General features: G+C 59.5%; 20 protein-coding genes, 1 tRNA gene and 1 pseudogene. 9 read left to right on the forward strand and 13 right to left on the reverse strand.

The annotated features are described in order from the left end of the window. Nucleotides 1–275: pseudogene (locus BMY38_RS08985) on the reverse strand (IS481 family transposase); the annotation flags it as partial. 114 nt (nucleotides 276–389) lie between these two features. Here BMY38_RS08985 and BMY38_RS18605 point away from each other — a divergent pair. The 3 genes from BMY38_RS18605 to BMY38_RS09000 all read left to right on the forward strand — a co-directional run bounded on the left by BMY38_RS18605 (nucleotide 390) and on the right by BMY38_RS09000 (nucleotide 2,342). Next, nucleotides 390–605 (forward strand): helix-turn-helix transcriptional regulator, encoded by a 216-nt coding sequence (locus tag BMY38_RS18605; RefSeq protein WP_092762051.1) that lies wholly within the window; start codon nucleotides 390–392, stop codon nucleotides 603–605. Next, the gene (locus BMY38_RS18390; protein WP_245737556.1) at nucleotides 560–964 is read left to right on the forward strand and encodes a hypothetical protein; all 405 of its coding nucleotides are present in this window, start codon (nucleotides 560–562) and stop codon (nucleotides 962–964) included. Before BMY38_RS18605 ends, BMY38_RS18390 begins: the two co-directional genes overlap by 46 nt. 433 nt (nucleotides 965–1,397) lie before the next feature. Next, complete coding sequence (locus tag BMY38_RS09000; RefSeq protein WP_139204689.1) at nucleotides 1,398–2,342, forward strand: hypothetical protein; 945 nt, start codon at nucleotides 1,398–1,400, stop codon at nucleotides 2,340–2,342. A gap of 74 nt (nucleotides 2,343–2,416) precedes the next feature. Here BMY38_RS09000 and BMY38_RS18300 read toward each other — a convergent pair whose 3' ends face one another. From BMY38_RS18300 to BMY38_RS09015, 4 genes are all read right to left on the reverse strand, one after another. After that, entirely contained in the window at nucleotides 2,417–4,219 is a 1,803-nt protein-coding gene (locus tag BMY38_RS18300) for a type ISP restriction/modification enzyme (RefSeq protein ID WP_217638798.1), read from the reverse strand. 65 nt (nucleotides 4,220–4,284) lie between these two features. Next, nucleotides 4,285–5,538, reverse strand: a complete 1,254-nt coding sequence (locus BMY38_RS18305) for an N-6 DNA methylase (protein ID WP_217638799.1) — start codon at nucleotides 5,536–5,538, stop codon at nucleotides 4,285–4,287. 245 nt (nucleotides 5,539–5,783) lie between these two features. After that, nucleotides 5,784–5,859 (reverse strand) — tRNA-Thr (locus BMY38_RS09010). Between the two features lie 10 nt (nucleotides 5,860–5,869). After that, entirely contained in the window at nucleotides 5,870–7,522 is a 1,653-nt protein-coding gene (locus BMY38_RS09015; RefSeq protein ID WP_092762057.1) for an ABC transporter permease, read from the reverse strand. A gap of 84 nt (nucleotides 7,523–7,606) precedes the next feature. Between BMY38_RS09015 and BMY38_RS09020 the strand changes: the two genes are divergently transcribed. After that, nucleotides 7,607–8,470, forward strand: a complete 864-nt coding sequence (locus BMY38_RS09020; protein WP_092762059.1) for a hypothetical protein — start codon at nucleotides 7,607–7,609, stop codon at nucleotides 8,468–8,470. Nucleotides 8,471–8,490: 20 nt separating this feature from the next. Here the strand turns inward: BMY38_RS09020 and BMY38_RS09025 are convergent, their stop codons facing one another. Then, complete coding sequence (locus BMY38_RS09025; protein ID WP_092762061.1) at nucleotides 8,491–8,778, reverse strand: DUF2312 domain-containing protein; 288 nt, start codon at nucleotides 8,776–8,778, stop codon at nucleotides 8,491–8,493. A gap of 78 nt (nucleotides 8,779–8,856) precedes the next feature. Here BMY38_RS09025 and BMY38_RS09030 point away from each other — a divergent pair, with 78 nt between their 5' ends. Then, the gene (locus tag BMY38_RS09030) at nucleotides 8,857–9,072 is read left to right on the forward strand and encodes a hypothetical protein (RefSeq protein WP_092762063.1); all 216 of its coding nucleotides are present in this window, start codon (nucleotides 8,857–8,859) and stop codon (nucleotides 9,070–9,072) included. Between the two features lie 6 nt (nucleotides 9,073–9,078). Here BMY38_RS09030 and BMY38_RS09035 read toward each other — a convergent pair whose 3' ends face one another. The 7 genes from BMY38_RS09035 to BMY38_RS09065 form a co-directional block, all read right to left on the reverse strand. Continuing rightward, nucleotides 9,079–9,603 (reverse strand): ester cyclase, encoded by a 525-nt coding sequence (locus BMY38_RS09035; RefSeq protein ID WP_092762065.1) that lies wholly within the window; start codon nucleotides 9,601–9,603, stop codon nucleotides 9,079–9,081. 55 nt (nucleotides 9,604–9,658) lie between these two features. Next, complete coding sequence (locus tag BMY38_RS09040) at nucleotides 9,659–10,408, reverse strand: glycosyltransferase family 25 protein (protein WP_175495825.1); 750 nt, start codon at nucleotides 10,406–10,408, stop codon at nucleotides 9,659–9,661. Between the two features lie 4 nt (nucleotides 10,409–10,412). Next, a complete protein-coding gene (locus BMY38_RS09045) occupies nucleotides 10,413–11,450 on the reverse strand; it encodes a glycosyltransferase (RefSeq protein WP_092762069.1) in 1,038 nt (345 codons plus the stop codon). Continuing rightward, nucleotides 11,447–12,202, reverse strand: coding sequence for a glycosyltransferase family 25 protein (locus tag BMY38_RS09050; protein ID WP_092762071.1), 756 nt, complete (start codon nucleotides 12,200–12,202; stop codon nucleotides 11,447–11,449). Before BMY38_RS09050 ends, BMY38_RS09045 begins: the two co-directional genes overlap by 4 nt. A gap of 1 nt (nucleotide 12,203) precedes the next feature. Next, entirely contained in the window at nucleotides 12,204–12,929 is a 726-nt protein-coding gene (locus BMY38_RS09055) for an FkbM family methyltransferase (protein ID WP_175495826.1), read from the reverse strand. Next, nucleotides 12,929–13,540 (reverse strand): class I SAM-dependent methyltransferase, encoded by a 612-nt coding sequence (locus BMY38_RS09060; protein ID WP_092762075.1) that lies wholly within the window; start codon nucleotides 13,538–13,540, stop codon nucleotides 12,929–12,931. Before BMY38_RS09060 ends, BMY38_RS09055 begins: the two co-directional genes overlap by 1 nt. Before the next feature lie 201 nt (nucleotides 13,541–13,741). Continuing rightward, nucleotides 13,742–14,818 carry a glycosyltransferase family 4 protein gene (locus tag BMY38_RS09065; protein ID WP_092762077.1) on the reverse strand — a complete coding sequence of 359 codons (1,077 nt, stop codon included), beginning with the start codon at nucleotides 14,816–14,818 and terminating at the stop codon, nucleotides 13,742–13,744. A 550-nt stretch (nucleotides 14,819–15,368) separates the two neighbouring features. On the opposite strand from BMY38_RS09065, the gene BMY38_RS09070 reads away from it, so the two are divergent. From BMY38_RS09070 to BMY38_RS09085, 4 genes are read left to right on the forward strand one after another with little or no spacing between them, the layout of a single operon-like run. Beyond that, nucleotides 15,369–16,142 (forward strand): FadR/GntR family transcriptional regulator, encoded by a 774-nt coding sequence (locus BMY38_RS09070; RefSeq protein WP_092762079.1) that lies wholly within the window; start codon nucleotides 15,369–15,371, stop codon nucleotides 16,140–16,142. Further along, nucleotides 16,139–17,122 carry a substrate-binding domain-containing protein gene (locus BMY38_RS09075; RefSeq protein WP_175495827.1) on the forward strand — a complete coding sequence of 328 codons (984 nt, stop codon included), beginning with the start codon at nucleotides 16,139–16,141 and terminating at the stop codon, nucleotides 17,120–17,122. Before BMY38_RS09070 ends, BMY38_RS09075 begins: the two co-directional genes overlap by 4 nt. Before the next feature lie 60 nt (nucleotides 17,123–17,182). Then, the gene (locus BMY38_RS09080) at nucleotides 17,183–19,078 is read left to right on the forward strand and encodes a sugar ABC transporter ATP-binding protein (RefSeq protein WP_092762080.1); all 1,896 of its coding nucleotides are present in this window, start codon (nucleotides 17,183–17,185) and stop codon (nucleotides 19,076–19,078) included. Continuing rightward, nucleotides 19,075–20,052, forward strand: a complete 978-nt coding sequence (locus BMY38_RS09085; protein WP_092762082.1) for an ABC transporter permease — start codon at nucleotides 19,075–19,077, stop codon at nucleotides 20,050–20,052. Before BMY38_RS09080 ends, BMY38_RS09085 begins: the two co-directional genes overlap by 4 nt. Nucleotides 20,053–20,055 lie beyond the last annotated feature (3 nt).

Raw genomic sequence — 20,055 nt, forward strand, 5'->3', positions numbered from 1 at the left:
GGCTGCAACGCATAAAGACAGTCGTCGAGCGGGAGCAGAGTATGGCAGCGGAAGGCAATAACGACGGCTTCCTCTTCGGCGCTGAGAACCGTTGAGCGCGGCTCCTTGGGCCCGGTCTTCTGATCTTCAACCGTTTGCCGCTTGCGCCACTTTGCAACCGTCTTGGGATTGATCCCAAGCTCTCGGCTCAACCCCGCGATCGAAGCTTGCGATCGCTGTATTGCTGCTCTGACGGCGTACGTGGTCGTGGCGCTGCCGTGACGAACTTGTCCCATAGTGCTTCCTTCCAGTCCATCGAATGGATCGCACCATCAAACCGTGGGATCAAACACCTACGCCAGACTAACTTGTTCTCACAACGTCAACTTTAGCCAACGTGAGAGCCACAAATGTCCCAAGAATCCGTAACGAAGTCAGCCTTAGTAGACGAGCGCGAGGCCGCTTCGATCCTCTGCTACTCCGTGCGCGCCTTGCAGAATTGGCGTCACCGGGGCGGCGGCCCTGACTTCGTGAAAGTGTCCAGCAGGTCAATCCGATATCGCCGGGCTGACCTCGACAAGTGGAACGCGGCGCGAACTGTCTCGAACACCTCTCAGACCATCTGACATTCAGTTTTGCCCCCGTCGAGTTGGTAGCGCGGCGGGGGATTTTGGGGCCGACAGGCTCAAAAAAGGGCGCGAGGTGTCGTCACTTCGCGCCCTTCCTTTGCCCGCCGTTAACCTTTCAATTTGAAAGCATCAACATGACAAATACTCCCCCTTACAAGCTCCGGCTTGGGCTTATCACCGCGACTGTTTGGAAGAACGACAGCTTCTTTTCGGTCGATTTCTCCCGGTCCTACAAAGACGCATCAGGGCATTGGCAGAGCACCACCAGCTATGCCCATGCCGATCTTCTGAACATCGCCAAGTGCGCAGAACGCGCAGAAAACTGGATCGCGAGGCAGACCAATGCGGACAAGTAACCGGCAAGCCGAGCGCGCCGCTCGGCCCCAAAACAAATGCTACCCCGCCGGAGGCACAATCAAATCCGACGCCGAACAAAAACTGGAACCGTGCCAAAGGGGGGTGATTGTAGCACCCCCCTCTGCAAATACAGACAGCCCGAGACATCCGCCAATTGTGCTGCACCGTGGTTTTGACACGCTGGCCCTCGCGGTGAAGGCAAATATCCCTGAAGACCTATTCCAGTATCTTGAAAAAGAGAAAGAACGCGCTGACGAAGAACGCCGCGACGTGCTGATCAATTTTAACAGCATCCAACTGCATCTGAAATCACACGGCGGCAGCGGGTATCGGTTCGTTGCTAGCGGCGGTGACGACGGGGCGTCGTGGTCTTTCAAAAAACCCAATAGCAAAGACCCTTGGGGCATCCGACTAAGCTTCGGGTCATATTTCATGGCCGTGCATGGGCTTGGCGCAGCAAAGGCACACGTCGATCATGTGCTTGAGCGGTTCGGCATCCGGTTCACTGACACCGATATCAGCATGTCCCGCGTCGATTTTTGCGTAGACTTGTTAGCCCCCGATTTCGTCCTGATCCCCGACAACTTTGTCATGTCCAGCAGCACCGGACGGCGTGACCATATTACATTTGACGATACGGTCGGGTTCGGCAAATCCGGTCGCACCACATCCGTCACGGTCGGCGCAGTCGCCAATCGACAGATCATCATCTACGACAAACGGGCAGAAATCATGGCCCACCAAAAACCGTATTGGTGGGAAATCTGGAACCATACCTTACGCAAGTTGAACAACGGCCCTGCCCCTTACGATACGTTACATAGCGAAAGGCTGGACCCTACGTATCATATCCCTACGGCATTGGACCCAACCGATCCGACGCAAAGCCGTGTCTGGCGGGCAGAATTCCGCGCCGGTAAGAACCTGCTGAAAGACACCTGGGGCATCCGCACATGGGCGGACCTGTTCGAAAAATTCGGTGATCTTTGCCGCCATTCAGGCGAGGTGGTCCGCTATACGGACCCGGCACCGTTGGACTTGAACCGCGCCCGCTGGCCCAATCACGTGTTCTGGGAAATCGCTTGCGCTGAAATGAACGACGATCTGACCGAAATGCGCAGCGGCGCGGACCCGAACCCCTTGAAGGAAATTCACCGTGAGCAGCACATATCGACGATCTTTCGCAACATCCTCGGGTGCAGTATCGCGCTTGCGGCTTTGGAAGGGAAAAAGCCCGCCGATCTGCCCAATGTGTTTGATGCCACCGCGCAGCAGATGAAGGACGCGGTGCAGGCCGATTCCATCAAGACGGAACGGCAGTTGCGCGAAGCGTCGGAACGGTATGTGTTCATCCAGAAACCGGACGCCCCCATGTAAGATGAGGGACCGTCACCGGACAGCCGAAAGCGCCTTATGTAACATAGGGCGCTTTTGCATGTCCCGAGACAGCCTTACAGCGTCATGGTTATCGTGCGCATGATCCGATCGGTTTCCGACAGAATCTTGATGATCCGCTGATAGTGCTTCACATCGTCGAACGTCAGCGCCCGCCCCTTGCGATCCTTGAGCCATTTCTGCGCGGGCTGATAGCCCCCGATATAGAACCCCCAGGACACATCGGGGACTGCATCGAAATATTGCGTCCCGTTGATCCAGACCTTGCCGCCGTCATGGTGCGGCTTGTCCACGACGTTGTCGCCGTCGCCCCGAAAGGCGTAGGGGGTCGCGCCGATGGCGGCGGGGACCATCAGGTGCAGCTTGCGCAGGGCCGCGCCCTTGGTCGAGATATCCCGGAATTCATCGGGGCTGGCGGGCCACGGGATGCGGGGAAAGTCGATTTTCAGGAACTCGGCATAGGTGTCGCGGTAGGCGGGGCAGTGCAGCACGCCATAGATGTAATCAAAGGTCTGGATTTCATCCGGTTCCCCGTGGGTGGGGTGGGTGGCCTTGGCTTTGAGTTTCTTCCAGACTTTCGGGTCAAAGTTGACACGGCGGGTTTGGTCGAGGTCTTGTGGATCGGGGTAGAGGTAGAGGGGGAAGACGGCAGATTGTGTGCTGCTCTCAGCGCATTTGGTTTCCATCATTCGGTCGACGATAAAGAAATGGTCTGGGGTTGGGTTTTTGTTGCTTCGGGCAGTAGCAAGCCCAATGTTTATTCCCCGCACAAAATGGCCCATGATTTTCTCAACTGGCCAACCGACAAACCCGCGAGATCGGCCAGAGTAGTAGATGAATCTGCTATCGAACGGTCGATAAGCGATTGGCTCAATCGAAAAACTGGATTTGTGGTCAGTTAAGTCATCTTTGGCCCACTGATACCGCCAATCTCTGACGTCATTTGGTAAAGAATACTTTTTCCTGACTTCTGCTTCAGTTTGTTCCAGCATGTCTCTGACTGCTTGAGATACCCCAACCTTGTTACGGTGTATTGTTAGCTTATCTCTTTTGGTAACGACACCAGTTCCACCGACACCGAAAAATTCAGGGATGGACAGTCCTTCCCGATAGATCAATGCAGCGGCTTCGTCGTATTCTTCAAGCATAAACCACGGTGCCGTTGGAACGAGCTTCGTAGGACAGAGATTGAAACCGCCCCCCTCCAACGCCGCATATTTCCCCTTCCGGTCCCCCCACAGATCACCGTGGAAAACCTTGGCCAGACCCTCGCCACCGTCCTTTTTCTTCACGCCTATGATGATCGACACGCCTTGCTGAATATCAAAGACGTTCTTGTCGGGTTTGCCCTCTGGCGTGACCTCTTTTTTCTTTGCGTTGCCGTGCAGGTCCAGCACGTAAACCTTGTCAAAGGTCTTGAGCAGGTGCCAACGCATACCCCGAAAGGTCGGGTTATCCAGATAGCCGTGGTTGGTGATGAAGCCCAGCACGCCTTCGCCGTTCTTTTCGATCAGGTGCGAGGACATGCGGATGAATTTGACATAAAGATCATTGAGCCATTTCGGGTTGCGCTCTTTCAGCTTCTCAACCCCGCCGGGTTCCTTTTTGTAATCATCCATCAGGTTGCCGATCCAACCCTCGGACACGCCGCCTTCGCCCAGATAAGGCGGGTTCCCGATCACGCACATGATGGGCATGTCGCGTTTGATAGTGTTGGCGCCCTTGGCCTCGCGCGATAGCCATTGGGTAAAGGGCAGGGTCTGGTTGGCAGGTTCGCCTTCCTCAAGCGAGTTGGTCAGATAGACCCCAAGGCGGGGCGGTTCCTTGGTGGGTTTGTAGCCCATTTCGGTCAGGATCATGTCCAGCTTCATGTGGCACATGGCATAGGACGCCATCAGCAACTCGAACCCGTGCAGGCGCGGGATCAGGTCTTGTCGATGTATTGCGACCACATGCCGGGGGCGATGCCCTGCACCTTTGGCGCGATCTGTTTGATGACCTCGGCCAGAAAGGTGCCGGTGCCGGTGGCAGGGTCAAGTATCTGGACGCGGTGCACGTCCTTCTTGATCGTGACGGCCTTGCCCCGCTTGTCGGTCTGTCCGGTGTCCCAATCCAGCGTCACTTTCGATGTGTCGGCCAGACCGTCCGGCAGGCCGAATTCGGTCTGCAACACCTCGTCCACCGCCCGCACGATGAAATTGACAACGGGTTCCGGTGTATACCAGACCCCTCGCGCCTTGCGCTTGGCCGGATTATAGGCGGCAAGGAAAGTTTCGTAAAAGTGCAGGAAGGGGTCATTCTGTCCCGTGAGCTTGCCAAAGCCCTCCATCAGCTTGCCCACATCGCAGGCGCGGAACACTGCGGCCAGATCATCGATGATCCATGCGATCCGGTCGTCCAGGTCATAGCCCGCGACATAGCTGAACAGTGATCGTAGAAAGGGGTTGGATTTGGGCAGCAGTTCCAGCGCCTCTTGCCTGCTGAACGTGTCTAGCGTCGTGTCGTGCAGGCGGGCCGCGAACATGCCGTAGGCGATGGTTTCGGCGTAGATGTCGGCAAAGTCCTCAGGCGAGATATCATGGATCAGGTTTTCCTTGAACGCCTGATACTGCACGGCCAGTTCGCTGCGCAGTTCGGCGTCGTCGCGGAGGGTTTTACCAAGCACATCTTTAATTAGATTGGCCTTGCCTGCCATCCGTTCGGCCAGATCGCGCGGCGACGTAATTGTCTGTGGCCGCTGGGCGATAAAATCACGCAAGAGGTTTTCAAGTGCCGCGAATTGGTCAGGCTTGGGCTGAATGCCCATGACGAAATCCGCGATGGTAACGGATGCGACCAGATCGCCATCGCGGTAAAAGTCCCAATCAAGGCAGTTCGTATAGATCAGGTTCGGCAAGGCGGCGCGGTAGCGGTCCTGCTGGTTCTTGTTCGCGTCTTTCATGCCCTGGACGCCAATGTGCAGGTCTTTCGCCTCCACATGGCCGATGACAATATCACCCTTGGACACGATGAAATCGGGTGCTCCGCATTTGACGCGCTTGGGTTCGTTAAGGGCGGTGATGGCCGGGTCCAGCGCCGCGAACAGGGTTTCAAAGGCGGACCGATAGGAATGTTCGGTGGCGTTGCCGGTGGCATGGATCGCGGTCAAGCGGCTGACAAAATCGTCTACAGGTGACAATACAACTATCCCTTATGGTTGCGCGACACTATCGGCGCACTTCGGCGCAATACAAGGGTCAGCGGCCAGCCATTTGGGCGGCGCGTTGGACGCAAAAACCATGGCCGCGCAGTTTTCGATAAGGCGTGATTCTAGTGCAACACCGACGTTTTACGCGATCCCGGCTTCCGATAAGCTTCCGGATTTTTCGACACAATTTTGCCGCATCGCGGCCATAACGCAAGTATCTGATTTTAAATAGATATTGGTGCCCCCACACGGACTCGAACCGCGGACCTACTGATTACAAATCAGTTGCTCTACCAGCTGAGCTATAGGGGCACACAGGCGATCATCTAGCGGCGTCAGCGCGGGCAAGCAAGAGGACAGCAACAAGACCGACTGCTGTGATCACCAGTGCCGCCGGAGCAGCTTGCGAAAGGCGTTCCAGCGAGGCCTGGTCATGGACGCGGGTGGCCAGTGTATCGAAACCGAAAGGGCGCAAAAGCAACGTGGCCGGCAGCTCCTTCATCGCGTCCACAAACACCAGAAGCAGCGCCATCATCACCGATCCGCGCATCAGCGGCAGGTGAATTCTGCGCAATACACCGCCGGGTCCCTGTCCCAGGGATCGCGCGGCAAGTGGCAAAGACGGGGGGATGCGGCCCAGAGCAGCGTCCGCGGCACCTTGTCCGATCGCGAAGAACCGGACGACATAAGCAAAAATCAGGGCGATTGACGTTCCGGTCAGGATCAGCCCCGGATCCCATCCCGTGACAGCCAGAATACCGTCTGCCACACGATTGTCCAATGCCGCCAGCGGAATAAGAACACCCAAGCCCAATACTGCGCCGGGGGCGGCATAGCCGACTGTCGTGACCGGCAGCAACAGGCGTGGCAGGGCGCGACCCGTCATGCGCACTCCATAAGTCATGAACAGTGCCAGGCCGACTGTCAGGATAGCTGCCGTCCCTGCAACCGTCAGCGTGTTGAGCAGGGCACCGGCCAGACCTGGTGCCAGCCAGCCGTTGGCCTGAAACACAGCGTGCCAGCCCATCACCATGACCGGAAATCCGAAACCCAAGCTCAGCGGCAGAACACAGGCGAGCGTCGCCAGCCATGCCTTGGGCCCGGTGATCGCCGTCCGCTCAACCGGGCGCTGTGACCGCGCGGCCTGCCAGAACCGGCGGCGGGCGCGGGATTTTCGTTCCAGCAAAACCAGCCCGGCGATGACCAGAAGGATAACGCAGGCGATCTGTGCCGCACCACCGGCGTTGCCGCCCTGAAGCCAGACGGTGAAGATGCCGGTCGTCAGCGTTTGCACCCCGAAGAAATCGACGACACCGAAATCATTCACACTCTCCATCATCACGACGGCTACGCCCGCAGCGATCGCAGGCCGGGCCAGCGGCAGGCCGACCGAGGCGAACCGCCGCCATGGGCCAGCGCCCAGAGCGCGCGCGACTTCATAGCCCGCGCCGGATTGTTCGGCGAAGGCTGCGCGGGCCAGCAGAAAGACATACGGATACAGCGACAGACCGATGACGAGGACTGCGAAGGGCAGGGATCGTATTGCAGGAAAAGCATAATCTGCGGCGTTCGTCCAACCGAAGGTGGACCGCAAGGCGACCTGCACCGGTCCGGCATAGTCTAGGAAGTTGACCAGCGCATAAGCCCCTACGTAGGCCGGAATTGCCAGCGGCATCAGCATCGCCCAGGACAGCCAGCGGCGGCCCGGAAACTCGTGCATGGCGACCAACCAGGCAGTGCCGGTTCCGACTACGGCAGCGAAGGCTCCGACCCCGGTCATCAGGATAAGCGTGTTTGCCAGATAGCGAGGCAATACAGTCGCCATCAGGTGCGGCCAGATGTTTTCGGACGGGTTCATGGCCATCCAGACGACGGCAAGAATCGGGACCAGCACCAGACCCGCGATTGCCAAGGCCCCGGCAGACCAGAGGTCGGGCCAGCGCAAGAGACGAGCCTGAGTGTTTCCGTCGGACATGGCAACTGCGCTAGATCATTGCCGTTTGCCTGTCCAGCGCCCGAACGATAACGTGCTTTAAAAGACCTGAAGGGAATTGGGCCGTTGGACATCGCCATTCATCTCGGAGCGCATTGCACCGACGAGGATTTGATCCTCAAGACCCTGTCAGACAATCAGGAACTCATGCAGAAGCATTCGGTCGCCATTCCGCCTGCGGGCAAGGCCCGTCCGGCGATCCGCAAAGCGTTGCAGAGCGGTGGCAATCTGGTGCCGGGTATGGGCAATCCGCTGATCGCGGACCTGCTGGACAAGATAACAGCGGATCGTCTGGTACTGAGCTACGAAGGGTTTCTGGGCGTCTATGCCAAGGTGCTGTCCGGGGCATCGATCTACGAGGGGGCCGGACAAAGGGCACAAATGCTGCGCGATCTGTTTCCGGGTCATACGGTCGAGTTCTTTCTGGGCATCCGGAACCCCGCCACGTTCATTCCCGCAATCTTCGAAGCCTCATCCGTCGACAATTTCAAGAGCTTCATCGAGGGCCACGATCTGTCGCAGGTCACATGGTCCGAACCCGTCGCTGCTCTGCGCGCAGCCTGCCCCGACGTGCCACTGACAATCTGGTGTAACGAGGATCTGCCTTTGATCTGGCCCGATGTCCTGCGCATCATTTCCGGTGTTGAGGCAGAGATGACGGGAGAGGATGCAATCTTGCGTCAGATCATGACACCGGGCGGGTTCATGCGGCTCAAGGGATATCTGCGCGACAATCCAGCCAAGGGCCTTCCGACGTGGCGCAAGGTCGTAACGGCGTTCCTTGGAAAATATGCCGACGAGGCCGCCGTCGCGCCCGACATTGACCTGCCTGGCTGGACTGACGAGATAATCGCCGGTCTGTCGGACCTTTATGAAGCGGACATCGCCCGGCTGAAGGCGATGGGCGATGTCACATTCATCGCCCCCTGATCGCAGGCGCGACCGCGTGGTCAGTTCATGCCCAACGCTTCCTTGTACATGTCCAGAATCGCCTCTTCCTCGGCGATATCATCGGCTTCGCGTTTACGCAGGGCGATGACCTTGCGCATCACCTTGGTGTCGTAGCCACGTCCCTTGGCTTCGGCCATGACTTCTTTCACCTGCTCGGCGATGTCCTTCTTTTCCTGTTCCAACCGCTCGATCCGCTCGATGAACTGACGCAGCTCGTCGGCGGTAACGCGATAGGTATCCGCAGGACCACTGTCGGCCCCTTCCGCGATGACGTGTAGATCTGCCATTTTTCCCTGCTCCTCTTGTCGGGGTCTGGCGCCTTCGCTACCGCCGGGGCGAAGGTGATGCAATCGGGAGGATGGAACATGGCCGCAATGATCTGGATCGGCGCGCTGCTGGCGGGCCTGGGCGTGCTGGCGCTGCTGTATTGTATCGTCGTGGCCGTCCGCGCCAGGCGTCAGGGGCTAGAAGGGACTGCGATGGAGGCGAAACTGCGCCGCCTTGTCGCACTGAATCTAGGGGCGCTGGCGTTGTCAGGCCTGGGACTGATGGTTCTGATTGTGGGAATTGTATTGGGTTGATGCCGGTCAGGGCGCAGGCGGGATCTTCTCGCCCCTGTCGAACGCTTCCCATCCCTCGTCGTTGAAAACGTCCCGACCCAATTGCGCCAGAACATGCGGGAAATCGACCATTACCCAATTGTCGACAATCTTGCCGTCGACCACCTTCCAGAAGTCCATATATCGGATCGTGACGCGCTTGCCCGTTGCGGCAATGCCCATGAATGGCCCGTGATGCGTCGCCTCCTGTCGCCCGAAAGCGGCGGCCCATTCGCCCATATAGAGACGCGCCTCATCAATGCAGACCTTGTCGCCAAAGGCCGCCTGAAATGGCTTCTGCCAGTTGTCCTGAAATTCCCGCAGCCCGGTCTTGTTTCCGCAGCCCTGATTGCCGTGCCAGCCAAAGCCTTCGGAAAAGAACTCTCCGATGTCGGCGATCCTGTGGTCGTTCAAGCCGTCCACCATACCTTCGATCACCGCGCGGGTGGATTCGGTTCTGGACAAATCCGTGTCGCGGGACAAAAGGGCCTGTTGTGGACGGGCACCTGCCATTTTTTGGCTCCTTCGATTGATACCGAGCGTAAGGGCTCCGGGTTTGACGGATGAATCAGTCGACTTGCGGGCGCAGCTCAACGCGTTCCGTGCCGGGACGCAACAGGGCAACCCCCATTTGAATCTGACGTGCAAAGCGCGTGAAGCGTTGACGTCGGCTGCGGTTCTGGGGGCGTTCCGCATTGGAAATCGCGCTGTTGATGGGGATCGGCGGGGCAAGGCCATAATGCGCGGCCATATCTATCTGGATGGCTTGCGCAGGGGCTGCCTGCCAGCGGAGAAGACCCGGTGTTTCGACCAGGACAGCATCGGCAAGTGCTGCGACCTGGCTGGATCGATCAACCAGTTTGCGCGCACCTTCAGGCCAAAGCAGGTAGGCGGCAGCGCCGGTTCGATCTAGCCAAAGTCGCCGCACGGTTGGCAATTTCGGATGCGGGGCGCCCAGCAGTTTCATGCGACCGCGCGTTTCAAGACTAAGGTGTTCTAAGCCGGGCAGCCGTTCCGCCTGCAAAAGCAGCGGCACCGCATTAGGCATGAGCCAAGCGTCATCTTCGAGTACAAGGGTGGGTACACCCAATGCGATCACCCGATGCCATGCCGAACGGTGCGACAGGAGCGCGGCTTTTTCTGTCTCACGCAATGGCCTTTGCCAGCGGTCCCAGTTCATTTCCCCGGCAAGTCCTGGCAACTGGGACACAGATACAGCTGGCACGATCTCCAATTCCAGCCGCAGGCTTTCCGCCTGAGCGGTTTGAAAAGCCAAACGCTTCGTTTCATGTGCAAGGTTTATGACCAGAGCGCGCATCGGCTTAGTGGCCGAAATCTCCGGAGAAGACGCGCAGATACGCATCGACCACGGCATCTTTACTGAAATATTGCTCCAGCCGATCGCGCGCGGCTGCCACATAGGATGCAGCGAGGGCCTTATCATCGCGAATACGGGCCAAACCTGCGGCAATCGCGCTGTGATCGTCAATCTCGGTCATAATTCCATCAATACCGTCGCGCATGAACCATTCCGGGCCTTCGGATCGGCTGGAGACGGTTGGCACTCCGGCTTGCCATGCTTCCAGCAGTGTATTTCCAAGGGGTTCGTGGCGGGAGGGCATGACGAAGGCATCGGCCGCTGCGATGGCGTGAATGGGTTCAGCTACCCAGCCTGAAAAACGTACGCGGTCGGCAATGCCAAGTTCATGTGTCAGGGCTTCCAAAGCGCCGCGTTCCTGTCCGTCGCCCAGCAACCACAGGTAAGCTCCGGGCAGTTGGGCCACTGCGCGGATCAGCACGTCAAAGCCCTTGCGAGGTACAAAGCGACCGCTGGCAGCCACCACGAAGGCATCTTCCGGGGTATCAAGGCTGGCGCGATCAATCGGTACAGGGACAATCTGGCGTGGAAAATTCGAAATCGTCAGCATCGGTCTGGTCCAGCCAAGATCGCGGCAGCGTGTGCCGATACCAGGAACATTGCCGACAAGCGTATCGCATTTTCCGAAATGCTTGAGACTTTTAGGGAAATCACCCATTCGGGCGAGTTTCACCACACCGGGCCAACTGTGCAAAAGCCGACCCGCGCGTGGCATCCATGCCATCACGGCATTCGGTTTCCAACGCTTCACCATGCGGTCCACCTGGACATGCGCAACCAGGGCCATTGGCGACAAACGACCGAAATTATTGTGGATCACCGGGCCCAGTGCTGCGACGTCCGCATCCCACGTCCGACCGGGCCGGATGACAAAACGCTGCTCCACACCACGGGCAGCAAAGGCCTGGGCAAGGTTCACGAAGAACCGCTCTGCCCCGCCTTCTTTGCCGAAGTGAATATGAAGGACACGTTCTACTGTCATGCATCCCAGCCTTCGCGGCGGCGGTGGCGCGCCAGGGCCCGGCGATAGTCCAGCGCATAGAGAATCTGGTGCAGGAACTGCCTGAAACCGCTGCGCCGTGCGCTGCGTCGCGCGCCGCCAACGGTGCCAGTCGCGGCTTGCTGATCACCGAGCACTACGGGCGGTGGCAGGACAAGGGCGACCCGCAACCCGGTTTCCCAGATAAACTTCTGGTCCTCGTCCACAGGGCGAAAAAACGGCGGAACCCGCGCCACCAGCCGCGCGGCAGCGTCTTTCGTCAGTGCATAGCCAATCAGGCAGGTTGGCACCCGGTAGGGAATGCCGATCAGTACGCCATCCAGCAGTGCACGTGACGCACCGAGGGAAACCTGATCGTCCAGCGTGAAGAGCTTGACCATATCCCAATCACCCACGGTATCCGCGCTCAGGGCCGCCATTACGTTTGCAAGCTGGGACGTTGCAGCGAAATCGTCTTCGAAAATAAATCCGCCTGCCGCGATACCTTCGGCTATGCGCTGCCATGCTGAGATATGCGAAAGGTAGCAGCCGATTTCAGCGGGGACGAGCGGGTAGCGGCCATCCTTCGCGTTGCGCGAGGCATCATATACGCGGGCGATCTCATCTTCTGGCAACGCCCAACCGTTTACGCCATCCACACGCTCGAACAAAATGCCCTGCGCACCAAGAATTTCGTTCACTACATCAAGACGAGCCGTGTTGTCTGCGAGGTTGATGACGTAGACTGGCCACATATTATTGCACGCGGCTCAGTCGAACGTTTTTGCGTATGCGCCCGGCATCGACAAAACCCCTTGCGCAGACATCATCGATCATCGCTCGCGTGGCCTCTTCGCCGACGATGTGGGGATGCAACTCGACGATGATTTCGCGCAAGCCGGATAGTTCAGCCGCACGTAGCAGGTCTATCTCGGCACCTTCTACGTCCATCACCAGCACAGTCGCACGTTCATCCGCAAGGACGTGATCAATTGGATCGCTTTCTACTGTTATTTTTTCCGCTTCCAACCCCCGGTCATAGATTGAGGATGAGACAACATTTTCATTCTGATAAAAGCTAATTGGCAACCCATCAACCGTGACCGCGCGCAATCGCAAGCGTGGGGTCATGCCATTTAGAGAGAAATTCTTCTGAATTATAGGCTCAAGTGCGGAATTCGCCTCAAATGAGGTTACATTGCCCGCACCCGCCAAATGATTGCACAAAAGGCTGACGACACCAACGCCAGTCCCGACTTCAACAACCTTGTCGCCAGGGCGCAAGGCCGCACGCACCAGTATGCGTTCCGGCGCCTCATAGCTGCCTTTAATGATGGCGGTGGAAACAGAGCGACGCACCAGGGCCGGGTCACAGACAAGTCGCAACCCATCAAGTTTTGTCACCTTGCGCCCTATCATCCGATGCCAAAGCAAGCGCAAGTTGCAAAAAGGCGGCTTCGCGGCGGTAAGCACGTCAGCCATCATTTCATCCCACTCATGAACCAGCCGGGCGATATTCCGCAGATGCTTTGCCCCCGGCGACCTGAAATCGTGTCGCCACGCAGCAGCAGTTTGGCGGTCAAGATGTCAAGCAACATCGCGATATGCAGCCGAAGCCGTGGAAACGGTCCGTACAAGCCGGGTACGACTGACACAGTGGAGCGCCGCCCCCAGACCAGAGGTTTAAGCTGCAAGGTCGAAAAGCCGGTCCGGCGGAAGGTCTCGCGCCACCAACTGGGCGTGGCGCGGGTATAATCATCAGGATGACCGTGAATGCGGAACATGAACGGCACCATGACATGCACTTCTGCGCCCGGTTTCATGATCCGATAAAGCTCATCCAGCACTGCGCGCGCATCATAGATATGCTCAAGCGTGTTGAAGCATATGACAGCATCGAAGCTGTTGTCCGCGAAGGGCAATGGCTCTCCAGGTGTCACAAGGTGTGTCGGTTCGATTTTTGGGTCGATATTGACAGATTCAACCGTCAATCCTTTTGGAAGCAGCGGAAGGTAGCGGGCATTGCGACCGCCACCCATGTCGAGCACGCGACCGGAAAGACTTAACGATGCCAGGTTTTCATACTCAAGCATTCTGAGCACCGACTGACCCTTGAATGCCGTTGTGATGTGGCGCCAACGGGCAAGAGTGGGGGCAGGAGGCGATACATAAATATAATTCACTATTTATATACACCTTTTTAGCAATCTCTAGATTATTTTTCTGTTAGCAGCACGCCGCAGGCCTGACTAGCTCTAAGACCGGATTCGCCGGATATCATATCACCTGAATGATCAGGCGTTTGGATGCCCGAGTTGCGTTCGATAAAGGCGAATCAACGCATCCGCTTCGGTTCGGATATCAAAGTGTCGTTCGACATGCGTGCGGGCCGCGGTTTGAAACGCATGAAGGCGGGTCGGGTCGGAAAGCAGCCCTGCCGTCGCCTGCTCGAGCTGCGACGCCGACCCTGGCTCAACAACAAAACCTGTTTTGGCCTCCACCACCAGTTCGCTGAACGCACCGACGTCTGAGGCGACTACGGGTACGCCGCAGGCCATCGCTTCGATCGGGGTCAGGCCAAATCCTTCCCAGCGTTGCGGGGCAATGTATACGTCCAGCGCCCGGTACCAATCCGCCATCTCCCAGACCGGCACTTCATCGCGAAACAGGATGCGATCTTCCAGTCCCGCCGCACGTACGCGCTCTATCAGCCCGGCGAGAAAAGCTTCATCCTTTGGCACGGCACGGCCAACCGCGACCGCCCGCAAGGACGGGATTCGGTTGCATAGCGCGATTGCAGCTTCGACAAAAAGGTCCGTGCCCTTTTGCGCCCGGATGCGACCGTAGCAGCCGATCAGCAGGCCATCGGGGGGCAGGCGCAGCACTTCGCGGACAGCGCTGCGGTCCTTCGGCGGCGAAAAGGTAGCGTTGTCGATACCATGGTAGATCACCTGTGAGGGGCGTTCGAGATATGCAGCCGTTTTTTCGGACGTGGAGACGACCGCGTCCATCTGGCGAATGAGCCAGCGGGTGAGCCCGGTATGGTTTCGCTGGGATGCGGAAGTGAAGATCAACTTGAGCCGCTTGCGCAGCAAATGGCGCAGGGCCAGGCCGGCAATCATCTCAACATTGCGCCGGGCATGCCAGATGCGCTGTCCAGATGGGCCATGGCGCGACATGGTAAGCAATGCGAAGGCCGGAACCTGCGGAATTTCGGGCGGCATCGCAGGGGCGACAACGGCAACACGCATCACGCGGGCCTGAAGCGGGATGAGCCGAACAATTGTCGCCGTGACTCCGGAAAGGCGACGTTTGAAATTAGGGACGAGTACGTCAATCTCATTCACGCAAAGGGTCGATGTCTGCGCCATTGGGTTCACTCCTGCCTGATCTTGTGCGCCGATCGCCGCGAGAGCGGCCCCCGTATGGCTTGGCCTGCTTGTGGCCCGGGGTTGTCTTCACCGGAGCCAGGCGGAAGCCATATTAAATGGAGTGGATATCTGCAAATGTCCTGATTCAGATGCCACTGAAGAGGTAACTTATTTACCCTCTTGCTCTGCGCCGACATTGACGAATGTGCTCCAGTTGAGCGTGGCATCTCGCTCCACGAAACCCCCTTAGTGTCGGTTTGTCTTACTGATTTATCCTGCGCCAAAGCTGCGGGCGATGCCATGCGTGATGGAATTCTTTGAAGGACACCGCAGGAATCCGAATTTCCGCCATATGTCGGTCAAGCGCGCAGCAAGGTGCCGACGCGTGGGTTCAAACCACCTGAAATGCACTGCCATTGCTGTCTCACCGACGCTTTAGCCCGGTTCAGACCGAGGTCGTTGACTCGAATTTCAGATTGGTCCACTGTCCAGACCAGTAGTCCAAACGACGCCGGTGTCCGGTGTCGCGCCAGCCTGGGGAGGAGGGAGCATGGACGTACGTACCCTTCTGTCGAAGGATGGGCCCGGACTGGGACGCGTCCCGCGCCAGTCGATGAAGGACACTATTGCCGACAAGCTGGCCACGCTCATCGCCACCAATGTGCTATCGGTGGGCGATGCCCTCCCGGCAGAGCGTGAACTGGCTGCGGCCTTGGGTGTCAGTCGCGAGACCATAAGGGGGGCGCTGCTGATCCTGTCCACGCGCGGTGTGCTTTCGGTCGTGCAGGGCGCACGGACAGTCGTGATCTCCGACGACCTGGGCGACATGGCACTGGCGGGGGTGCCGGCGAGGGCGACGGGTTGGGTGTTGGGGGATGTGCACGATGCGCGCCTGCTGATCGAGGCACGGGTTGCGCGAATGGCGGCGGAGCGTATCGACACGCCGACCCTGACCCGATTGCACAACCAGATCGATGTTCAGGAAGCCACGATCGATGACCCTGTGCGATATCTGATCTCGGACCGGGAATTCCATCTCGGCATTTATCGCGCATGTGGCAACGCGGTTTTCTCGGACATTGCCGCTACACTTTATTCGCATCTGCTTGATCACCGCCGCCGCGTCGTCTCGCAGCCCGGTGCCATCGGCAACAGTATCGCGGACCATCGCGCCATCCTGGCCGCGCTGGAGGCCCGCGATGGCGATGCGGCAGTCGCGGCCTTTCAGGTCCATGAAAACCGTATCTACGAAACGACTCGTCAGATCCTTGTCGATGCAGGACCGGCGACAACTGAAGCAACCGGAGGAGGACCCCGAAAATGATCAATCGCAGAACATTCACGCAGATGGCCACGGCCACGCTGACTGTCGCAACGCTGGGACTGGCCGCGCCCGCCGCCGCACAGGGCAAGGGAGAGCTGGTCTATATGACGCCCGGCCTTGACCTTGCCTTCTGGCGATATGTTTCGGAAGGCGTGAAAAGCGTTGCAGAGGAGAATGGCTACGGCTTTTCAGCGCTCGACAGCACCAACGATCCGCAGACCCAGTTGCAAAACGCGCAGGACGCGATCGCGCGTGGCGTGGCGGGCATCGTGCTGTCGCCGACCGATAGTTCCACCGCCCCGGCGGTGCTGACGCTGGCGCAGAACGCCGGAATTCCTGTGGTGATTGCCGATATCGGAACCGACTCGGGTGAGTTCGTTTCGGTCATCGGGTCAAACAATTACGAAGGCGCGAACGGCGTCGGCGCAGCATTGGCCGCAGCGATGCAGGAGGAAGGAAAGGCTGACGGTACTATCGGCATCGTCGGCATCAGCCAGGCACGGCTAAACGGTCAGGCCAGGACCAAGGGCTTCAAGGACGCGGTGAACGAGGCGGGCATCACCGGTGAAGCGGGATTGCAGCAGATGCAGGCCTATACCGCGGACGAGACCTTCAAGTTCACTCAGGATATGATCACGGCGAACCCAGGCATGACCGGCATGTTCGTGCAGACCGACGGGCCGACGCTGGGCGCGCTGCGCGCGATCAAGGCGGCGCGGATGGACGGCGACATTCTGGTCGGAGCGTTCGACGGTATCCCGGAGTTCGTGCCCCTGCTGCAATCGGGCGAGTTGGTCGTGTCGGGAATGCAGCAGCCCTACTTGATGGGTGTGCGGTCCGCTGAGGCAATGGTGGAGCATCTGTCCGGTGGCACCCCCGAGAAGGAGATCACCGTGCCGATCCTGATCGTGACCAAGGACAACATCGAGGAGATGTTGCCCACGATCAAGGAGACGGTCTTCGCAAACGAAATGGAATGATCCGCTGACATCCGGCCGGGGCGGCGCGTTCGCCCCGGTCCATTGCCGATCCGGAATCTGATGCTTCAATCCAATGCCCAGACCCGCGCCGAAGCGCTGTTGACCGCCCGCCGCGTCTCCAAGGCGTTCGGTCGAACACAGGCGCTGAGCGATGCGGCGCTGACCCTGCGTCCCGGTGAGGTGGTGGGTCTGCTGGGTGCCAACGGCGCGGGCAAATCGACCCTGTCTCGGATCATCTCGGGCCATATCCAGCCATCGGGCGGCGAGGTTCGCTTTGCCGGGGAACCGCTGACATTGACGTCGACGCGCGAAGCATTGCGCCGAGGTATCGCGCTTGTGGCGCAGGAGACGTCACTGGCACCCGATCTGACGGTTCTGGAAAACATATTCCTGCCCGATCTGGCGACGCCGGGACGTCTGTCTTTCGCCCGCATGCGGGCCAAGGCGAACGACCTGCTTCGGATGCTGGGCCACGAGCATGTCCTTCCGCTCGACGCCGAAGTCCGCGGGCTGTCGGCGGCGCAGCGTCAACTGGTTGAGATTGCCAAGGCGCTGGCGCTGGACGCGCGGCTGGTGATCTTCGATGAACCAACGGCGTCCCTGTCCGCGACCGAGGTGGATCGGTTGTTCGACATCATGGCACGGTTGCGCGACGGCGGCCGGGCGCTGGCCTTCGTGTCGCACCGGCTGGAGGAGGTCTTTGCGATCTGCGACCGCGTTACAGTCCTGCGTGAAGGGCATTGCGTCGCCGAGGATATCGCCACGTCGACCCTGACTCAGGGCGACATCATCCAGCATATGGTTGGCCGTGACATCGGCGCGATCTATTCGGCGCGCACGCCGACTGAAAGTATCGGCGAGACTGTGTTCGAGGTGCGCGGATTGCGCGCGATGCCTTGGGTCCGCGACATGTCGTTCTCAGTCCGCAGGGGCGAAATTCTCGGTCTGGGCGGGCTGGTCGGGGCCGGGCGGTCCGAGGCGGTCGAGGCGATCTGGGGCTTGCGCGCCCGTCAGGCGGGCGAAATCCTTGTGCGCGGGCAGGCAGTGCCGCTGCGCCGCCCCGCCGATGCGGTGCGGGCGGGGATCGGGTTCGTCGCCGAAGACCGCCGGGCCCAGAACATCGTCCCCGACATGAGTGTGCGGGAGAATCTGATGCTGGCGCAGATGGGGCAGCATAGCGGCTTCGGACGCGGCTTCGGCAAGCGTGCCGACCGGGTGGCCGATCTGCTCCGCGACCTTGGCCTGCCCGCTGACCGGCTGGATCAGAGCCTTCTGAATTTTTCGGGCGGAATGCAGCAGAAGATCATCATCGCCCGCTGGCTTCTGACCGAACCGGAAATCCTGATCTTGGACGAACCGACCAAGGGGGTGGATATCGGCACCCGGTCACAGGTCTACCGGATGTTACAGGACGCGGCTGACGCCGGTCTGGCGGTGATCGTGATCTCGTCGGATTTCGAGGAATTGCTGGGCATCTGCGAACGGATCATCGTCGTCAGCGATGGCATCACCATCGCCGATCTGCCCGCCGACCGCCTGACCGAGGAAAAGCTGACACTGCTCGCCGCGCCGCGCACCTCGACTGCACGCAATCAGGCGCTTCTGCGCGACCTGGCGCGGGAACACGGCGGCGATGCTTTCTGGACGCTGTTGGACGGTGACGGCATCATCTGTCTGGCGCAGGCCGGAGCGGAGCTGGCAGGCCTGGTCCCCGGACAGGCGGCGGAGGCGCAGAAGACGCATATTCCCGCAGCCCTGACAGCGCGCGACGGGGTCTTTGTGACCGAGGCCGACGGCCAGCGACAAACCCTTCTGGTGCAGATGACCGACCGACGCGGACACGATTTGGGTTGGATCGGGCTGACATTGCCGGGGGACGTGCCGCCGCCACCGCCGGATGGAATCCGTGGCCGCGTCCGTGCCCTGACCCGTGGCCCCGAGGAGGAGACCGCATGACTGACACCATCCCGACGCCGCGCCGTCCCAACCCGTTGGGCGGGATTGTCCGCAGTCTGGAATTCCGGATGCTGGGGCTGGCCCTGTTGCTGGCGATCATTCTGTCGCTCTCGTCACCGTACTTTCTGACGGAACGGAACATCTTCAACATTTTGGACCAGTCTGTCGTAATCGGGATCGTTGCGGTAGGCATGACCTTTGTCATCCTGACCGGGGGCATCGACCTGTCGGTGGGCGCGGTGTTCGGCTTGACGGGCATCGTATTGGCGCTGGCGCTGAAGGCGATTCCGATCGTTCTGGCGGTGCCGGTTGCGGTCGCGGCGGGGGCGGGGATCGGGCTGTTCTCCGGCGTGTTGATCGCGGTATTCGGGCTGGCACCCTTCGTTGTCACGCTGGGGATCATGGCGATCGGGCGCAGCCTGTCGTTCATCCTGTCGGGGCAGAGGTCGATCTCGGGTCTGCCACCCGATCTGGACGCAATCGTCTATTCCACGTTCCTTGGCATCCCGGCGAACGTTCTGTTCCTGCTGGCGCTCTATCTCGCAGCCTGGGGTTATCTGACCTACACCAAGGGCGGACGCACCATTTATGCCATCGGGTCGAACGTCGAGGCAGCGCGCGCGGCAGGCTTGTCGACGCTGGTCTATTCGATCCTGCCCTACGTGGTGTCCGGTGCGCTGGCATCGGTGGCCGTGACGTTCAGTCTGGCGCAGGTGATGTCCGCCGATCCGCTCGCGGGTAACGGGCTGGAACTGGATGCCATCGCCGCCGTCGTGATCGGCGGGGCGAGTCTATATGGCGGGCGCGGGTCGATCATCGGAACGCTGCTTGGGGTGCTGATCATGGTGATGATCCGCAACGGTTTGAACCTGATGGGGGTGTCGCCATTCTGGCAGGGCACCGCCATCGGGTCGATCATAATCATCGCACTTTTGGCCGAACGGCTGATCAACATGCGGTCGGCACGGGGGTAGGGG

The organism is Jannaschia helgolandensis (genome assembly GCF_900109285.1).
GTDB classification, from domain to species: Bacteria; Pseudomonadota; Alphaproteobacteria; order Rhodobacterales; family Rhodobacteraceae; genus Jannaschia; species Jannaschia helgolandensis.

What these genes read in the sequence shown, in the direction of transcription:
- BMY38_RS09000 (WP_139204689.1), top strand. Translation starts at nt 1,398, where the DNA reads ATGGCCGTGCATGGGCTTGGCGCAGCAAAGGCACACGTCGATCATGTG.
- BMY38_RS18605 (WP_092762051.1), top strand. Translation starts at nt 390, where the DNA reads ATGTCCCAAGAATCCGTAACGAAGTCAGCCTTAGTAGACGAGCGCGAG.
- BMY38_RS09060 (WP_092762075.1), bottom strand. Translation starts at nt 13,540, where the DNA reads ATGCTTGAGTATGAAAACCTGGCATCGTTAAGTCTTTCCGGTCGCGTG.
- BMY38_RS09025 (WP_092762061.1), bottom strand. Translation starts at nt 8,778, where the DNA reads ATGGCAGATCTACACGTCATCGCGGAAGGGGCCGACAGTGGTCCTGCG.
- BMY38_RS09065 (WP_092762077.1), bottom strand. Translation starts at nt 14,818, where the DNA reads ATGGCGCAGACATCGACCCTTTGCGTGAATGAGATTGACGTACTCGTC.
- BMY38_RS09030 (WP_092762063.1), top strand. Translation starts at nt 8,857, where the DNA reads ATGGCCGCAATGATCTGGATCGGCGCGCTGCTGGCGGGCCTGGGCGTG.
- BMY38_RS09050 (WP_092762071.1), bottom strand. Translation starts at nt 12,202, where the DNA reads ATGTGGCCAGTCTACGTCATCAACCTCGCAGACAACACGGCTCGTCTT.
- BMY38_RS09040 (WP_175495825.1), bottom strand. Translation starts at nt 10,408, where the DNA reads ATGCGCGCTCTGGTCATAAACCTTGCACATGAAACGAAGCGTTTGGCT.
- BMY38_RS09085 (WP_092762082.1), top strand. Translation starts at nt 19,075, where the DNA reads ATGACTGACACCATCCCGACGCCGCGCCGTCCCAACCCGTTGGGCGGG.
- BMY38_RS09070 (WP_092762079.1), top strand. Translation starts at nt 15,369, where the DNA reads ATGGACGTACGTACCCTTCTGTCGAAGGATGGGCCCGGACTGGGACGC.
- BMY38_RS18300 (WP_217638798.1), bottom strand. Translation starts at nt 4,219, where the DNA reads ATGATCCTGACCGAAATGGGCTACAAACCCACCAAGGAACCGCCCCGC.
- BMY38_RS09015 (WP_092762057.1), bottom strand. Translation starts at nt 7,522, where the DNA reads ATGTCCGACGGAAACACTCAGGCTCGTCTCTTGCGCTGGCCCGACCTC.
- BMY38_RS09045 (WP_092762069.1), bottom strand. Translation starts at nt 11,450, where the DNA reads ATGACAGTAGAACGTGTCCTTCATATTCACTTCGGCAAAGAAGGCGGG.
- BMY38_RS09075 (WP_175495827.1), top strand. Translation starts at nt 16,139, where the DNA reads ATGATCAATCGCAGAACATTCACGCAGATGGCCACGGCCACGCTGACT.
- BMY38_RS09080 (WP_092762080.1), top strand. Translation starts at nt 17,183, where the DNA reads ATGCTTCAATCCAATGCCCAGACCCGCGCCGAAGCGCTGTTGACCGCC.
- BMY38_RS09055 (WP_175495826.1), bottom strand. Translation starts at nt 12,929, where the DNA reads ATGGCTGACGTGCTTACCGCCGCGAAGCCGCCTTTTTGCAACTTGCGC.
- BMY38_RS09035 (WP_092762065.1), bottom strand. Translation starts at nt 9,603, where the DNA reads ATGGCAGGTGCCCGTCCACAACAGGCCCTTTTGTCCCGCGACACGGAT.